The 14,313-nt window shown below is 66.0% G+C and carries 15 protein-coding genes and 1 tRNA gene; 12 read left to right on the forward strand and 4 right to left on the reverse strand.

The window, feature by feature from the left end; genetic code table 11:
- Positions 1–22: 22 nt before the first annotated feature.
- The gene (locus NUU27_RS04690) at positions 23–916 is read left to right on the forward strand and encodes a LysR family transcriptional regulator (RefSeq protein ID WP_257760908.1); all 894 of its coding nucleotides are present in this window, start codon (positions 23–25) and stop codon (positions 914–916) included.
- Positions 917–1,052: 136 nt separating this feature from the next.
- Here NUU27_RS04690 and NUU27_RS04695 read toward each other — a convergent pair.
- A tRNA-Gly gene (locus NUU27_RS04695) sits at positions 1,053–1,127 on the reverse strand.
- Between the two features lie 222 nt (positions 1,128–1,349).
- Here NUU27_RS04695 and NUU27_RS04700 point away from each other — a divergent pair.
- From NUU27_RS04700 to NUU27_RS04720, 5 genes are all read left to right on the forward strand, one after another.
- Positions 1,350–1,847, forward strand: coding sequence for a prolyl-tRNA synthetase associated domain-containing protein (locus tag NUU27_RS04700; protein ID WP_257760909.1), 498 nt, complete (start codon positions 1,350–1,352; stop codon positions 1,845–1,847).
- A gap of 86 nt (positions 1,848–1,933) precedes the next feature.
- The gene (trxA, locus tag NUU27_RS04705; protein WP_257760975.1) at positions 1,934–2,950 is read left to right on the forward strand and encodes a thioredoxin; all 1,017 of its coding nucleotides are present in this window, start codon (positions 1,934–1,936) and stop codon (positions 2,948–2,950) included.
- An 86-nt stretch (positions 2,951–3,036) separates the two neighbouring features.
- Positions 3,037–3,621 carry a putative glycolipid-binding domain-containing protein gene (locus tag NUU27_RS04710; protein ID WP_257760910.1) on the forward strand — a complete coding sequence of 195 codons (585 nt, stop codon included), beginning with the start codon at positions 3,037–3,039 and terminating at the stop codon, positions 3,619–3,621.
- Between the two features lie 304 nt (positions 3,622–3,925).
- Positions 3,926–4,597: an LON peptidase substrate-binding domain-containing protein gene (locus NUU27_RS04715; RefSeq protein WP_257760911.1), complete on the forward strand. Its 672-nt coding sequence runs from the start codon at positions 3,926–3,928 to the stop codon at positions 4,595–4,597.
- A gap of 20 nt (positions 4,598–4,617) precedes the next feature.
- Positions 4,618–4,818 (forward strand): Trm112 family protein, encoded by a 201-nt coding sequence (locus tag NUU27_RS04720; protein ID WP_257760912.1) that lies wholly within the window; start codon positions 4,618–4,620, stop codon positions 4,816–4,818.
- Between the two features lie 58 nt (positions 4,819–4,876).
- On the opposite strand, the gene NUU27_RS04725 is transcribed toward NUU27_RS04720, so the two are convergent.
- From NUU27_RS04725 to NUU27_RS04735, 3 genes are all read right to left on the reverse strand, one after another.
- Positions 4,877–5,800 (reverse strand): ABC transporter permease, encoded by a 924-nt coding sequence (locus tag NUU27_RS04725; protein ID WP_257760913.1) that lies wholly within the window; start codon positions 5,798–5,800, stop codon positions 4,877–4,879.
- A 5-nt stretch (positions 5,801–5,805) separates the two neighbouring features.
- A complete protein-coding gene (locus tag NUU27_RS04730; RefSeq protein WP_257760914.1) occupies positions 5,806–6,585 on the reverse strand; it encodes an ABC transporter ATP-binding protein in 780 nt (259 codons plus the stop codon).
- Between the two features lie 66 nt (positions 6,586–6,651).
- Positions 6,652–7,638 carry an ABC transporter substrate-binding protein gene (locus tag NUU27_RS04735; protein WP_257760915.1) on the reverse strand — a complete coding sequence of 329 codons (987 nt, stop codon included), beginning with the start codon at positions 7,636–7,638 and terminating at the stop codon, positions 6,652–6,654.
- 259 nt (positions 7,639–7,897) lie between these two features.
- Here NUU27_RS04735 and NUU27_RS04740 point away from each other — a divergent pair, with 259 nt between their 5' ends.
- The 6 genes from NUU27_RS04740 (at position 7,898) to NUU27_RS04765 (ending at position 14,313) form a co-directional block, all read left to right on the forward strand.
- Positions 7,898–8,671, forward strand: a complete 774-nt coding sequence (locus NUU27_RS04740) for a GntR family transcriptional regulator (protein WP_257760916.1) — start codon at positions 7,898–7,900, stop codon at positions 8,669–8,671.
- Between the two features lie 47 nt (positions 8,672–8,718).
- A complete protein-coding gene (locus tag NUU27_RS04745; RefSeq protein WP_257760976.1) occupies positions 8,719–10,095 on the forward strand; it encodes a hypothetical protein in 1,377 nt (458 codons plus the stop codon).
- Positions 10,096–10,245: 150 nt separating this feature from the next.
- Positions 10,246–11,550 (forward strand): ABC transporter substrate-binding protein, encoded by a 1,305-nt coding sequence (locus NUU27_RS04750; RefSeq protein ID WP_257760917.1) that lies wholly within the window; start codon positions 10,246–10,248, stop codon positions 11,548–11,550.
- A gap of 191 nt (positions 11,551–11,741) precedes the next feature.
- Positions 11,742–12,623: a branched-chain amino acid ABC transporter permease gene (locus NUU27_RS04755; protein WP_257760918.1), complete on the forward strand. Its 882-nt coding sequence runs from the start codon at positions 11,742–11,744 to the stop codon at positions 12,621–12,623.
- Entirely contained in the window at positions 12,620–13,585 is a 966-nt protein-coding gene (locus tag NUU27_RS04760; RefSeq protein ID WP_257760919.1) for a branched-chain amino acid ABC transporter permease, read from the forward strand. Before NUU27_RS04755 ends, NUU27_RS04760 begins: the two co-directional genes overlap by 4 nt.
- On the forward strand, positions 13,573–14,313 hold the full coding sequence (locus NUU27_RS04765) for an ABC transporter ATP-binding protein (RefSeq protein ID WP_257760920.1): 741 nt from the start codon (positions 13,573–13,575) through the stop codon (positions 14,311–14,313). Before NUU27_RS04760 ends, NUU27_RS04765 begins: the two co-directional genes overlap by 13 nt.

The raw sequence follows: 14,313 nt of genomic DNA on the forward strand, positions 1-14,313 counted from the left end.
TATTCGGGTATACCGAACAATCATGGATCGTCTCGACGCAATGCGCCTTCTTGTCCGGGTCATCGAGCGTCGCAGCTTCACGGCTGCTGCGGCCGATCTGGGCATGCCACGTTCGACGGCGACCGAGGCGATCAGGCGGCTCGAGCGTGATCTTGGCTGCCGGCTGCTGGAGCGCACCACGCGGCACGTGGCGCCGACCCTCGATGGAGAGGCCTATTACCGGCGGTGCCTGTCGATCCTTGCCGATATCGACGAGGCGGAAGGTGCCGTGCGTGGCGGAGAACCGGCCGGCGTCTTGCGGTTTGACGCCCATGGGGCCCTGACGCGGGCCTTCCTGCTGCCGCGCCTGCCGGAGTTCCTGGAGGCCTATCCGCAGATCAGGTTGCAGATCGGCCAGGGAGACAGGCTGGTCGACCTGGTGCGCGAAGGGGTGGATTGCGTGATCCGGGCGGGCGAGCCGGATGACAGCGGCATGATCATGCGCAGGCTTCCCGACATTCCTGAGCAAACCTGCGCCAGCCCCGATTATCTGAGCTGCCACGGGATGCCGACGTCACCCGACGGCCTCGACGGACACCGGATGATCGGCTTTGTCTCGTCGCGCACCGGCCGGATGATGCCGCTGGAATTCCAGACCGCCGAAGGGACGAGAGAGATAACGCTTCCGTGCCTTGTGACCGCCAACGAGGCGGAGACGGCGCATCATCTCGCGCGGATGGGTTACGGGCTGATTCAGGCGCCTCGCTACCGGTTCCGGGAAGACCTGGCGCGCGGTGCCCTTGTCGAGGTTTTGCCGGATCATCCGCCGCCGCCCTTGCCGCTCGCGGCCTACTATCCGCAGAACCGCCAATTGTCGCCGCGCGTGCGGGTTTTCCTCGATTGGGTCGCCACGGTCTTCGACGGGGCGGACCTGTAGCGCGACGCGTTTCTTGCAGCCGGGGCAGTGTCGAACCGCAAGCCGGCCCGGTGGTATCTCGACGGCATCCTGCGGCAAAAACAAAGGCGGCGACCCGAAGGTCGCCGTATCAAGCCTTTGATAATCCGAAGAAAACTGGAGCGGGCGATGAGATTCGAACTCACGACCCCAACCTTGGCAAGGTTGTGCTCTACCCCTGAGCTACGCCCGCTCGCTGTGTCGCTTCCGACGGCGCGCTTATAGTCTGATCTCGCCGGCAATTGCAACAGGAAATCGACTGCGACAAATACGCTTTTTTCAAAAGCATCGAGGTCTGTGGGAAACCCAAGGCGGCGGCCCGGTTTGCGGCGTTTGCGCCGGGGGGCTTGCATCTTGTGGCGCCGGTTCGCTACAGCCTTCCGGGACAAGCCGCAAACGGAACCGGACCGAGTTCATGCCGAAAACACCCGAAGAGCTTCTGGACCATCTCAACGCCCTCGGCATCGAGACGGTGACGCATCGTCACGCGCCGCTCTTCACCGTTTCCGATTCGCAGTCCCTGCGCGGGACGATCGAGGGCGGGCACACCAAGAACCTGTTCCTCAAGGACAAGAAGGGCGCGTTCTTCCTCGTCACGGTGGAAGAGGACGCGGTGGTGGACCTGAAATCGATCCACAGCAAGATCGGCGCCTCGGGACGCGTCTCGTTCGGCAAGCCGGGCGCCCTGCTGGAGCTGCTCGGCGTGGCGCCCGGATCGGTCACGGTGTTCGGCGTGCTCAATGACGCCGAGGGGCGGGTGAAGGTCGTGCTCGATGCGGGGTTGATGGAGCACGAGACCATCAACGCGCATCCGCTGACCAACGAGGCGACCACATCCATCGGGCGCGACGATCTCCTGCGCTTTCTCGAGGCGACCAAGCACGAGCCCCTCGTCTTGAAAGTGGCCGAGTGATCGCCACATTGTGAGCGAAATATGCGATGAACGCGCCGGGCGGTCAGCCGCAGCACGGCGCAGCCGAGAGCGAGGAAGGGGCAACCATGTCGAGCAATGACAATCCATACGAGAAGGGTGCCTACGGCGCTGCCGGCTCGTACACCACCAGTGTCGGCTCGGGCGAGGCGCGCGAAGGCGCGTCCTCGGCGGCCCCGGTCTTCACCCTCGGCGATGCGCCGCCCGCGGCAGGCGAATTGATCAAGGACACCACGACCGCCGGATTTGCCGCCGACGTCATCGAGGAATCGCGCCGCCAGCCGGTCCTGGTCGACTTCTGGGCCCCCTGGTGCGGCCCGTGCCGCCAGCTGACGCCGGTTCTCGAGAAGGTCGTGCGCGCGGCACGCGGCAAGGTGAAGCTCGTCAAGATGAACATCGACGAGCACCCGGCGATCGCCGGCCAGCTCGGCGTCCAGTCGATCCCGGCGGTCTTCGCCTTCAAGGACGGCCGTCCCTTCGACGGGTTCATGGGCGCGTTGCCGGAAAGCCAGGTCAAGGCCTTCATCGACAAGCTCGCCGCCGGGACCGGTCCCGGTGCCGAGATCGAGGAGGCGCTGGCTGCGGCCGGCGAGGCCCGCGCGGCGGGCGATCAGCAGATGGCCGCGCAGATCTACTCGGCCGTGCTGCAGCGCGAGCCGGACAATGTGGAGGCGGTCGCCGGCCTTGCCGACCTTCTGTTCGAGGCGGGCCAGAGCGCGCAGGCCGAGGAGCTGCTCGGCCAGCTTCCCGACGACAAGGCGGGCGCTGCGCCCATCGCCGCCGTGAAGGCGAAGATGGCGCTTGCCGAGCAGGTGGCCGGCCTCGGCGATGCGGCCGCGCTGGAGAGGCGGCTCCAGGCGGATCCGGCCGATCACGAGGCGCGCTTCGATCTGGCGCTCCTGCAAAACGCGATGGGCGACCGGGCGGCGGCGGCCGACAGTCTGCTCGCCATCGTGCGTGCCGACCGCGACTGGCGCGAGGACGGGGCGCGTGCGCAGCTCCTCAAGTTCTTCGAGGCCTGGGGGCCGACGGATCCGGCGACGCTGGCGGCTCGGCGCAAGCTCTCCTCGCTGCTGTTTTCCTAGGAGTGCGATCCTGGCAGATGAACACCATCTGTTTCGGTCAGACCACCAGCTTTAACGAAACTGAACCAGCACTTGGATGACTGCAGATGGAGAAGAACCACTTCGCCGGAAATGCGGGAGAACACGTCGCCTGGGCGATGTGGCGGCGACTGGACACGCCGGGACACGACGCGGCGCTCCTTGTGCGATCCGGTACAGGACATCTCCTGACAGGAACCGCAATATTCCTGCATGCCGATGGGCCGGCGCGTATCGACTACCGGGTCCGCGTCGACTGCGACTGGAACACGACCGACGGGCATATCGCAGGTTTCGTGGCCGGGCGCACAGTCCGGCACGAAATCGTGCGCGACAGTGACGGTTGGCGGCTGGACGGCCTGAAGATGCCCGATGTGGCATCGCTGCGAGATCTCGATCTCGGCTTCACGCCCGCCACCAACCTGCTTCAACTGCGGCGCGCCGGGCCGGAACCTGGGCGCAGCGCGGAATTGACCGTGGCCTGGTTCGACATCGGCGAAACCCGGATCACGGCACTGCCGCAGTTCTATGACCGCAAAAGCGAGACGACCTACGAATATTCGGCGCCGTCCGTTCCCTATGAGGCGGTGCTGGAAATGGCGCCGAACGGATTCGTCCAAAGCTATCCCGGCCTATGGATGATGGAAGTCTAGACCGGTTCATCGTTTCATGGAAACGTTGTCCCGTTCTATCTCTTTGTTTTTCCGCATTTATGCGGTCGGCAGGTGATTCCACCTGACTGCAAAATGCTCTAGTGGTGCGCTCCCAACAGATGGGTACCATCTGTTTCGGTCAGACCACTGGCGCATCGGCCGTCCCGCTCCGACTGATTGCAAGCGATCGCGTTTATGATTTTGGCTTGATTCAATCCAAAATCGTCGCGATCTGGCGGTGCGATCGTTATTTGCCTATTGGTGAAAGCGCTCCAGATAAGGGGGAAACACCGGGAGAAATCGAGTGAAGGCAGGAAACCTCTCCTACCGCCATGCGCGTGACATCGATAGTGTGATTCCCGTGTTCCCGCTGTCCGCGGCCCTTCTTCTGCCCGGCGGGCACCTGCCTCTCAACATTTTCGAGCCCCGCTATCTGGCGATGACGGATCATGCCCTGTCGGGACCGCGGCTGATCGGCATGATCCAGCCGCGCCTGGACGGCGCCATGCGTGCCGACGGCGAGCCGGAACTGTGCCGGGTGGGCTGCGTCGGGCGCCTCGCCTCCGTCGCCGAAACGGGCGACGGCCGCTACCTGATCACGCTGAACGGCATCTGCCGGTTCCGCGTCGCCGAGGAGCTGCGGGTGAGGACGCCGTTCCGGCAGTGCCGCATCGTGCCCTTCGAGAGCGACCTGCACGAGGATGTGGACGAGGAGCAGGTCGACCGTCAGGGGCTGCTGCGCGCCTTCCGCGCCTATCTCGACGCCAACAATCTGGAAGCCGACTGGGACAGCGTCAACCAGGCAGAGAATGCCAGCCTGGTCAATGCGCTGTCGATGATGGTGCCCTATGGAGCGGCCGAGAAGCAGGCGCTGCTGGAGGCGCCGGACCTCAAGACGCGGGCCGAAACACTGATCGCCATCACCGAGATCGTCCTGGCGCAGGAACGCCAGGAGTCCGGCCGGCATCTGCAGTGACGAAAGGGAGCGGGCAGGGCATGGCTGGAGACGACGAACCGCGGATCGACCGCAAGCTGCTCGAGCTTCTGGTCTGCCCGCTGACCAAGGGGCCGCTCATCTGGCACGCCGAGACGAGGGAGCTGATCTCCAAGAAGGCGCGCCTTGCCTATCCGGTGCGGGACGGCGTGCCGATCATGCTGCCGTCCGAGGCCAGGCCGCTCGATCCCGATCATATCTAGACCGGCTCCTGTTTTGACGGTTGTGTCTTGGCTCGGTGGCGCCGCTGCGCCGGCAGCCCTATTCGCGAAAGCTTTCCTTGGCCGCCGCCGCCTGCCGTCCGCCGCGCAGGCTGGGCAGTGCCAGCATGAGCAGCACGAAAGCGCCGGTGGCGAGCTTCAGGTCGGGGGGTGGCATGCCGGCCGCCAGGCACAGCGAGACGAGTTGGTAATAGACGATCGCGCCGGCGAAGGGTGCCAGGAGCTGGCGCCAGACCTTGTCCTTGCCGACGATCGCCTCGCCGATCATCAGCGCCGCCAGGCCGTTGATCAGGATGCCGAGACCCATGTTGACGTCGGCAAAGCCCTGCGACTGCACCATCAGGGCACCGCTCAAGGCGGAGAAGGAGCCGGCGAGCCCGATGCCGCCGATGGTCGCCGCCCAGACGTTGATGCCCTGCGCCTCGGCCATCACCGGATTGGCGCCCACGGCGCGCACCGCGGTGCCCTTCTCGGTCGTGAAGAAGAAGTTCAGGAGGGCGAAGATGGCGATGGAGATGATGCCGACGGCGATGATCTTGGCGATCGGGAAGCCGGGCTGGGCGAAGGGCACCCAGTCGAAGATCGTCTCGGAACCGAACACGGAGAGGTTGGAACGGCCCATGATGCGCAGGTTGACGCTGTAGAGCATGGTCATCACCAGGATGCCGGCAAGCAGCGTGTGGATGCGGAATCGCAGGTGAATGAAGGCCGTCGAGCAGCCGGCGATGAAGCCCGTCACCAGTGCCATGCCGATCGCCGCCAGCGGCGAGAAGCCGGCCGCCAGCGCCACGCCGCACACGCAGCCGCCGAGCGGGAAGGCGCCCTCGCTGGTCAGGTCGGGAAAGCTCAGCATGCGGAAGGGGATCATGATGCCGGCGACGACGAAGCCGAGGATCAGGCTTTGCGCCAGCGTCACGGGGATCAGCGAGACGAAGCTCGAAAGAGTGATCTGCAGGAAATCCATGGTCGTCAGCTCGCCAGCATCATGCGGTCGGTCTTGGTGGCGAAATGTCCGATCAGGTCGGCCACCGTCACATTGGCTTTGTCCTCGCCGCCGATTTCGAGGCGGATGCGGCCCGCGTCCAGCATGATGACGCGGTTTCCGAAATCGACCGCGTGCTGCATGTTGTGCGTCACCATCAGCGTGGTGAGCTTCAGGGCCTCCACGGCGCGCACCGTGGCGTTCATCACGATGTCGGCCGTGCGCGGGTCGAGCGCCGCGGTGTGCTCGTCGAGCAGGAGCAGGTCGGGCGAGCCGCCGACGGCCATGATCAGCGACAGCGACTGGCGCTGGCCGCCGGACAAGAGCTCGACGCGCGTGTCGAGCCGGTCCTCGAGCCCGAGGCCGAGGATCGACAGCCGCTCGCGATAATCGGCGAGGCGCTTCGCGTTGAGGCCGTGGCGCAGCGAGCGCCTCCTGCCGCGCAGCTCGGCCAGAAGCATGTTCTCCGCCACTGTCATGCTGGCGGCGGTGCCGAGCATCGGGTCCTGGAAGACGCGGGCGATGTGTGCGGCGCGCTTGTGCACGGGCCGGGCCGTGATGTCGTCGCCGTTGATGACGATGCTGCCGGAATCGAGCCTCAGCGCGCCCGAGATAGCATTGAGCATGCTGCTCTTGCCGGCGCCGTTGGAGCCGATCACCACGGCGAAGTCGCCATTGGCGAGCGTCAGGTCCAGTCCGTTCAGGGCAACCTTCTCGTCGGGTTGTCCCTTATAGAAAACTTTACGCGCGGCACGGATTTGCAGCACCGGCACCTCCCTCAAATGCTTGCGGCGCCCCGCCCTTGGGCAGGCGCCGCACAGTATTGCGCCGGACTATTCGACGATGCAGCCGCAATCGGCGAACTCTTCCGGAATCTCCAGGCCGAATGCCGCCATACCCTTTTTCGAGATGCGCGGCGCGTGATCCTCGTATGCCGGCCTGAAAGGCGGAATGCTCTTCGGGTCCGCGCCCTTCAGGATCTCGACGGCGATCTTACCGGCATTGATGCCGACCTGCTGGTAGTTCACCGCGAAGCTGGCGGGCACGACGCCGTCGGACACCGCGCCGTCATCGGAATTGATGATCGGGATGCCGGCCTGGCGGGCGGCGGCGGAGACCGCGGCGATCGCCGGCTGCAGCAGGTTGGAGGCGGGCGTGTAGATCACGTCGGCCTTGCCGGCGAGCGAAGCGATGCGCTGCTGGATGTCGTTGACGTTGTCGACGCCCACCTCGACGACCTCGAACCCGGCGCCGGGAGCGGCTTCCTTGACCTTGTCGAGAAGCGCCACATCGTTGGCTTCGCCCGGGTTGTAGGGCTGGCCCCAGCGCTTGGCGCCGGGCACCAGCTTTCCGGCGAACTCCATGACGGCGGCGACGTCCTGCAGATCTGTGGCGCCGGTCATGCCCTCATCGCCCGCTTCCCAGGAGGGAACGAGCTTGGCGGCCACCGGGTCGGTGACGGCGGAGAAGACGATCGGGATGCCGGAGCCGGCGAGTGCCTTCTTGGCGATCTGCGAGACCGGCGTCGTCACCGTGTAGACCAGCGCGGGTCGCTCGGCCTGCAGCTTGGCGATCATCTGCGGGACCAGCGAGGCGTCGAAATTGGTGTGGCTTTCCGAATAGACGACGTCCTTGCCTTCCACGTAGCCGCCCTCGGCCAGCGCCTGCTTGAAACCGGCAATGGCCGTGTTGAGCTGCGGGTGCTCGCCGAAATTGGCGATGCCGATGCGGATCGGGTCGGCCGCAGCCGCGCCGAGGCCAATCGCCAGCGCGCCGGCGGCAGCCACGCCACGCAGCCATAAGCTGATTTTTCCTGTCATGACATTCCTCCCGTCGGGTCGAGGACATGATGAGCGGCCGGAACACTTGGCAACGCGCGTCACGTCTGGCAACAGATCGAAGGATTTCGGGGCCCGCCCTTTCCTCCGCCGGGCGGATATGGCAAGCGCCATCGCATTCGCCCTCTCCGTCCCAAGCGGAGGCCATCATATCGTCAGGGGAGGGGCTGTCAAATACTATATATAATTGTTGTCTGACGCCTGGATTATATATACTTTTGTTTCGAGGAGGAGCGTTGTTGTGCAGCATGGCGTCATCGACGAGCAGGAGCCGCTGACCAAGACGGAGGCGGCCTATCACGCGTTGCGGCGGGACATTCTGGCAACGCGCCTGATGCCCGGCGCACCGTTGCGCATCGGCGCGCTGCGCGAGGCCTATGGGCTGGGCTGGACCCCGCTGCGCGAGGCGCTGTCGCGGCTCGAGGCCGAGCGTCTGGTCACCGCCGTCAGCAACCGCGGCTTCGCGGTCGCGCCGGTTTCGCGCAGCGAGCTCGAGGACCTGTCGAAGGCGCGGCTGGCGGTCGAGACCACGCTGCTCGAGGAATCGATCCGCAAGGGCGGCAGCGACTGGGAAGCGGGGGTCGTGACCGCCCATTACCGCCTGGCCCGCTGCGGCGTTCCGGCAGCCGATCTGTCCGAGGCGGCGCTGCAGGACTGGGTGCAGAAGCACCAGGAATTCCATGAGGCGCTTCTTGCCGCCGCCGATGCGGACTGGCTCAAGCATTTCTACAAGCAGATCTGGGGCCAGCTTTGCCGGCATCACATCTTCCTGACCGTCACGCCCGCCTTGCGGGCCGCCGCCGGTGCCGAGGCCGGGCATGAGGCGGCGGTTGCCGCGCTTCGCGACGCGATGTCCCTTGACCAGCACACGAGCCTCATGGAACGTGCGCTCGATCGCGATATCGAGGGAGCCCTGGCGCTGATGAGGAAACATGTCGGACTGACCGTCGACGTTTTCACCCTGGCCGATGCGGGCAGCGGCATGCCCGTGACTGGCGGCGGATCATCGGTGTGACCGCCGGCCGGCGCCGCGCGGCCGTCATCTGCGCCGCGGCGGCATCGATGGTTCCGATCTCCTGCGGTGCAGCCTTCGCCCATGCCGCCGACCGTGCGCATGTGCTCCTTCTGCCCACGCATTACTACCTGTTCGGCGGCGTGCTCGCCGTTGCCCTGAGCTTCCTGGTGCTCGCCTTCCTGCCGGCGAGCGGCATCGATCGTCTGGCAGCGCGGCGCCTGCGCCTCTTGACGCTGCCCTTCGAGGGGCGCGCGGCCGTCAGCCTCGTGTCGTTTGTGTTCCTGGCCGGACTGGTCGTCGCCGGCGCCCTCGGCAGCCGCGATCCCCTGTCCAATCCGCTGCCGCTTACCGTCTGGACGCTGCTATGGGTGGGGCTCACCCTCGTCCAGGGGGTGCTCGGCAATCTTTGGGCATGGCTCAACCCGTGGTACGGCCCCTGGCGGCTGGCGGTGCGCGCCGGCGTTCCGCCGGCTGGCTACCTGCGCCTGCCGGCTGCGCTGGGGCTGATGCCGGCCTTTCTCCTCCTGTTTGCCTTCGCCTGGTTCGAGCTCGTCTATCCGGCGCCCGACGATCCGGCGCGCCTGGCGCTCGCCGTCTCGGCCTATTGGTGCTTCGCGATGGCGGGTGCGGTGCTGTTCGGCTACCGTCACTGGGTCCGGCGGGCCGAGTTCCTGTCGGTGTTCTTCGCCATGATCGCGCGCCTGTCGCTGTTCTCGCTCCGGCGCGGCTCGCGGGGCAGGCCGGCGCTCTTTCTCGGCGTGCCGGGGCACAGGCTGCGCGAAGCCGCTCCGCTGCCGCCGTCCGGCCTCGCCTTCCTGCTCCTGGCGCTCAGCTCCGTGTCGTTCGACGGTTTCATGCGCACCTTCTTCTGGTTCGGTCTGATCGGCGTGAACCCGCTCGAATATCCGGGCCGTTCGGCCCTTCTGGTGCCGAACACGCTGGGCCTGGCGGCGATGTTCCTTCTCCTGTGCGCGGCGTTTCTGCTGGCGGTCCGTTTCGGATCGAGGCTTGCCGGCGACGCGCCGCCGGCCCATGCGGGCGGCTTCCTCGTCTGGTCGATCATTCCCATCGCGCTCGCCTATCATTTCTCGCACTACCTCGTCGCCTTCGCCATCAACGGGCAGTATGCGCTGTCGGCCCTGTCCGATCCGCTGGTCCGCGGCTGGGACCTTTTCGGAACGGCGGGTCTTTACGTGCAGGCGGGGGTGACGCTCGGCGCGCAATCGGCATGGATCATCTGGAACGCGCAGGCGCTGGCAATCATCGGCGGCCACGTGCTCGCCGTGGTGATCGCCCACCTGATGGCCCACCGGCTCTTCGGGACCACGCGGCGGGCGAGCCTCAGCCAGCTTCCGCTGGTGGTGCTGATGATCGGCTACACCGTCTTCGGCCTGTGGCTTCTCTCGGCGCCGACGGCGGGCTAAAAAAATCTCTGCGTTTCCCTCGGGGCAGTTCCTGTTGCCAAGGGGGTGGATTGGTGATTTAGTTTGTACACAAGTGATTTTTCCAATGCTGGAAAAAGCTCCAGACGTTGGAAACGCTCGGTCAAACGATCACAACAATGGGGAACCGGCATGAGTGAAAATCGCAAATCTCTGATCAGTTCAACGAGCGGCCTGAGCCGCCGAACGGCGCTGAAAGGTCTTGGCGCGGCCGCCAGCCTCGTCGCCGCGCCGGGTTTCGTGCGCTATGGCCAGGCGCAATCTTCGGCACCCATCCGGATCGGCTTCCAGTGTCACCGAACAGGCATCGGCGCTGCCTATGGCCGCTGGTACGAGCGCGTGACGACGGCTGCCGTAAAGCGCATCAACGATGCGGGCGGCATCAACGGACGGCCGCTCGAGATCGTCATCGAGGACGACGGCACCGACCCGAAGCGCGGCGCCGAAGTGGTCGAGAAGTTCGCCAACCAGCACAAGGTGGACCTCGTCTACGGCACGCTGTTCAGCCATGTGGTGGTCGGGTCCGCACCGGCCGCCGGCGAGCTGAAGATTCCCTATTACGTCGTCAGCGAGGGCTATCACGTCGCTTCCGGCAAATTAAACCGCTACTGCGTGCAGCCCGGCATCACCGACGTGAAGGCGCAGGTGCGCTCGGTGGCGCCGTGGATCGCCAGCAACCTTGGCAAGAAGGTCACGCTGGTCTATCCGGACTATGCCTTCGGCCACGACCACCGCGATTTCTTCGAGCCGGCCATCAAGGCGCAGGGCGGCGAGGTGGTCGCGAAGGTGCCGATCCCGCCGACGGAATCCTCCTTCACCCGCTATTTCCCGCAGATCCCCTCCGATACCGACGTGATCTACCACGTGATGGTCGGGCCGGCGGTGCTCACCTTCGTCAAGGAGATGGGCGAGTTTTTCGGCTCCGGCGGGCCACAGCTTTTCGGCTTCATCGATTCGCTGGAGGCGGTCGACATCGCGAGCCCGGGACTCGGGTTCCTCGAGGGCAGCCATTTCTGGGAAGGCATGCCGCGCTACGCACAGCCCGATCAACCCGATTACGTCACCGCCTATCGCGAGGCCGTCGGCATCGATGACAATGGCGCCAGCGCAAAGGACGCGAAGGACATCTCGACGGCGGCCCACATGTTCGGCTGCTGGGAAACCCTCAACGTCATCAAGGCCGCCATGGAAGCCTGCGACTACAAGGGCGTGGACGACCGCGCCGCGATGATCGAGGCGACCGAGGCGATGACCGACATGGAGGCCGGCCCCGACCACCCGCAGGGCAAGAAGCTGTTCAACGGCAAGATCCACCAGGTCTTCGGCGAGCAGAACATCAGCCAGGTGGCCGAAGGCAAGCTCAAGGTGGTGCACCGCACCTCCATCGAGGACGGCGCCTACGAGCCGGAGGCCGACTACACCACGATGTCGTTCTGAGGCCGTCGGGTTTGCCGCCCCTCACCTTTATCCTCTCCCCGCAAGTGGGGAGAGGGGCCATCAACGTCGCGGCCATCCTCGTCCTCCCCGTTGAGAGAGAAAATGCCGGGCGGATGAGGGGCGGACGCCGGCAGATGATCAGGACAATCCACCGCATCTCCTCCGCCTCGTTCATGAAAGTACATTCCTGAATGGCCTTCGGACCCTATTTCCTCCTCGCCACGCTCGAAGGGCTGGTGACGGCGGCCGTCCTGTCGCTGATGGCGCTCGGCCTGTCGCTCGTCTTCGGCGTCATGCGGGTCGTCAATGTCGCCCATGGCGAGTTCTACATGCTGGGCGCGGTGCTGGCCTGGTGGTTTTCCTCGCTCGTCGGCGGGCATCCGGCCGTCGGCTTTCTCCTGGCGCTGGTGCTCAGCCCGCTGGTGGTGGCGGCGATCGCCTTCGTCGCCGAGCGGCTGGTGCTGAGCCGGCTCAATTACGAGCCGGAGGCGACCATCGTCGCCACCATCGGCCTGCTCTACATCATCCAGCAGCTCGCGCTCACCTTCTACGGCCCCGAGGCGCGGCCGGTCGAGGCGCCCTTCAACCACCGCATCAGCCTGCCCTGGTTCGGCTACTCCGCCTACAAGCTGTCCGTCATCGGCTTCTCCATCCTGATGATGCTCGCCACGTGGGTTCTCCTGACGCGCACGAAGATCGGCCTTGTCATGCGCGCCACCCAGTTCGACCGCGAGACGGCGCAGGCCTTCGGCATTCCCGTCGGCCGCGTCTATGCCGGCGTGTTCGCGCTGGGAGCGGGGCTGGCGGCGGTCGCCGCCGTGCTCATCGTGCCGATCCAGCAGGCGCACTACCTGATGGGTCTCGACCCGCTTCTGCTGTCCTTCATCGTCGTCATCATCGGCGGCCTCGGCTCGCTGCGCGGCACCGTCGTCGCAGCGGTGCTGATCGGGCTATCCGATGGCATCATCTCGATGTTCTTCTCGCCGACGCTCGCCAAGATGCTGGCGACGCTGATCGTCGCCATGGTGCTGGTGTTCCGCCCGCAGGGCCTGTTCGGAGCGCCGGCGCGATGACGAGGCTGTCTCCTTCCGCAAAGAGCATCGCGCTGCATGTCGGCGTCGTCCTCCTGCTCCTGGCGCTCAACGTCCTGCTGCCGGAGTATCATCGCGGCGTCCTCGCCCGCGTGCTGGTGCTCGCCGTCTTCGCCATGGGCTACAACCTGGCCTTCGGCTATACGGGGCTGCTCAGCCTCGGCCACGCCATGTTCTTCGCCGCCGGCCTCTATGGCGCGGGCCTCACCGTCTATCACCTGGAATGGAGCGTCTGGCCGGCCTTCGCGACGGGGCTCGTCGCCGGCACGGCGCTGGCGCTCGTCGTCGGCTTCCTGGCGCTCAGGACCACCGGCGTCGCCTTCATGATCGTCACGCTGATGTTCGCGCAGGTCTTCTATCTGACGACGCTCTATTTCACGACCTACACGCGCGGCGAGGAAGGGCTGGTGCTGCCGCAGGCCGCGCGCGTGCTCGCCTTTCCGGGCGGCGTGCTCAACCTGTCCGATCCGTCGACCCGCTACCTCGTCGCGCTGGCGCTGTTCGCGCTGGTGCTGGCGGTGACCCTGTTCCTGGCGCGGGCGCCCTTCGGCCGTTCCCTCGTCGCCATCCGCGAGAACGAGGAGCGCATGCGCATGCTGGGCTACGACGTGTTTGCCAACAAGCTGGCCTCGGTGGTCCTGTCGGGGCTCGTCTGCGCCGCGGCCGGCGCTGCCTATGCGGTGCTCTTCGGCTATGTCGGATCGGGCTTCGCGGCGATTCAGTATTCGATCCTGCCGCTCCTGTGGGTGCTGGTCGGCGGCGCGGCAACCACGCTCGGACCTCTCATCGGCACGCTGTTCATGTTCTATGTCATCGACACCGCGTCGAGCTATACCACGGCGCACCTCCTGGTGGTCGGCCTGGTGCTGATCGGCGTCATCCTGTTCTTCCCGAAAGGCATCGCCGGCACGGTGCGCGAAAGGTGGTTGCCATGGCTGCCGTGAGCCCGCTCCTCGTTACCCGCGACCTCTGCCGCGCCTTCGGCGGCCTGCGCGCCGTCGACGGCGTCGATTTTTCCCTGCCGGAGGGGGAGACGCATGCCATCATCGGGCCCAACGGGGCCGGCAAGACCACCTTCGTCAGCCTCATTTGCGGCCGCATCACCCCCACCTCCGGCAGCGTCGTCTTCGACGGGCGCGAGGTGTCGCGGATGCCGGCCCACAGGCGGGTGCGCGCCGGCATCGCCTACACGTTCCAGATCACAAGCGTCTTCGCCAATCTGACGGCCTTCGACAATGTCGCACTGGCCGTCCAGCGGCAGCTGATCGACGCGCGGGCGGGCGGCCGCACCGCCCATGCTCTCGCCGAGCATGGCATGGAGGCGCTCGACAAGGTCGGCCTCGCCGGCCATGCCGACAAGATCGCCGGCAACCTCTCCTATGGCCACCAGCGCCTTCTGGAAGTGGCGATGGGCCTTGCCCTCAAGCCGCGCCTGCTGATCCTCGACGAGCCGACACAGGGGCTCTCCGACGGCGAGATCGACAATTTCATCGGGCTTGTCCGGCAGATCGGCGAGGAGGCGACGGTGCTGCTGATCGAGCACAACATGGATGTGGTCATGGCGCTCGCCGAGCGCATCACGGTGATGGAGCAGGGCCGCATCCTGGCGCAGGGGGCGCCGGCCGAGATCCGCGCCAACGAGGCCGTCCAGCAAGCCTATCTCGGAGGGTGA

The organism is Nitratireductor sp. ZSWI3 (genome assembly GCF_024655565.1).
GTDB lineage: Bacteria > Pseudomonadota > Alphaproteobacteria > Rhizobiales > Rhizobiaceae > Nitratireductor.

Excerpts from the sequence above, each read along its gene's own strand:
- NUU27_RS04690 (WP_257760908.1), top strand. The coding sequence starts at position 23 with ATGGATCGTCTCGACGCAATGCGCCTTCTTGTCCGGGTCATCGAGCGT.
- NUU27_RS04700 (WP_257760909.1), top strand. The coding sequence starts at position 1,350 with ATGCCGAAAACACCCGAAGAGCTTCTGGACCATCTCAACGCCCTCGGC.
- trxA (WP_257760975.1), top strand. The coding sequence starts at position 1,934 with ATGTCGAGCAATGACAATCCATACGAGAAGGGTGCCTACGGCGCTGCC.
- NUU27_RS04710 (WP_257760910.1), top strand. The coding sequence starts at position 3,037 with ATGGAGAAGAACCACTTCGCCGGAAATGCGGGAGAACACGTCGCCTGG.
- NUU27_RS04720 (WP_257760912.1), top strand. The coding sequence starts at position 4,618 with ATGGCTGGAGACGACGAACCGCGGATCGACCGCAAGCTGCTCGAGCTT.
- NUU27_RS04725 (WP_257760913.1), bottom strand. The coding sequence starts at position 5,800 with ATGGATTTCCTGCAGATCACTCTTTCGAGCTTCGTCTCGCTGATCCCC.
- NUU27_RS04735 (WP_257760915.1), bottom strand. The coding sequence starts at position 7,638 with ATGACAGGAAAAATCAGCTTATGGCTGCGTGGCGTGGCTGCCGCCGGC.
- NUU27_RS04745 (WP_257760976.1), top strand. The coding sequence starts at position 8,719 with ATGGTTCCGATCTCCTGCGGTGCAGCCTTCGCCCATGCCGCCGACCGT.
- NUU27_RS04750 (WP_257760917.1), top strand. The coding sequence starts at position 10,246 with ATGAGTGAAAATCGCAAATCTCTGATCAGTTCAACGAGCGGCCTGAGC.
- NUU27_RS04755 (WP_257760918.1), top strand. The coding sequence starts at position 11,742 with ATGGCCTTCGGACCCTATTTCCTCCTCGCCACGCTCGAAGGGCTGGTG.
- NUU27_RS04760 (WP_257760919.1), top strand. The coding sequence starts at position 12,620 with ATGACGAGGCTGTCTCCTTCCGCAAAGAGCATCGCGCTGCATGTCGGC.
- NUU27_RS04765 (WP_257760920.1), top strand. The coding sequence starts at position 13,573 with ATGGCTGCCGTGAGCCCGCTCCTCGTTACCCGCGACCTCTGCCGCGCC.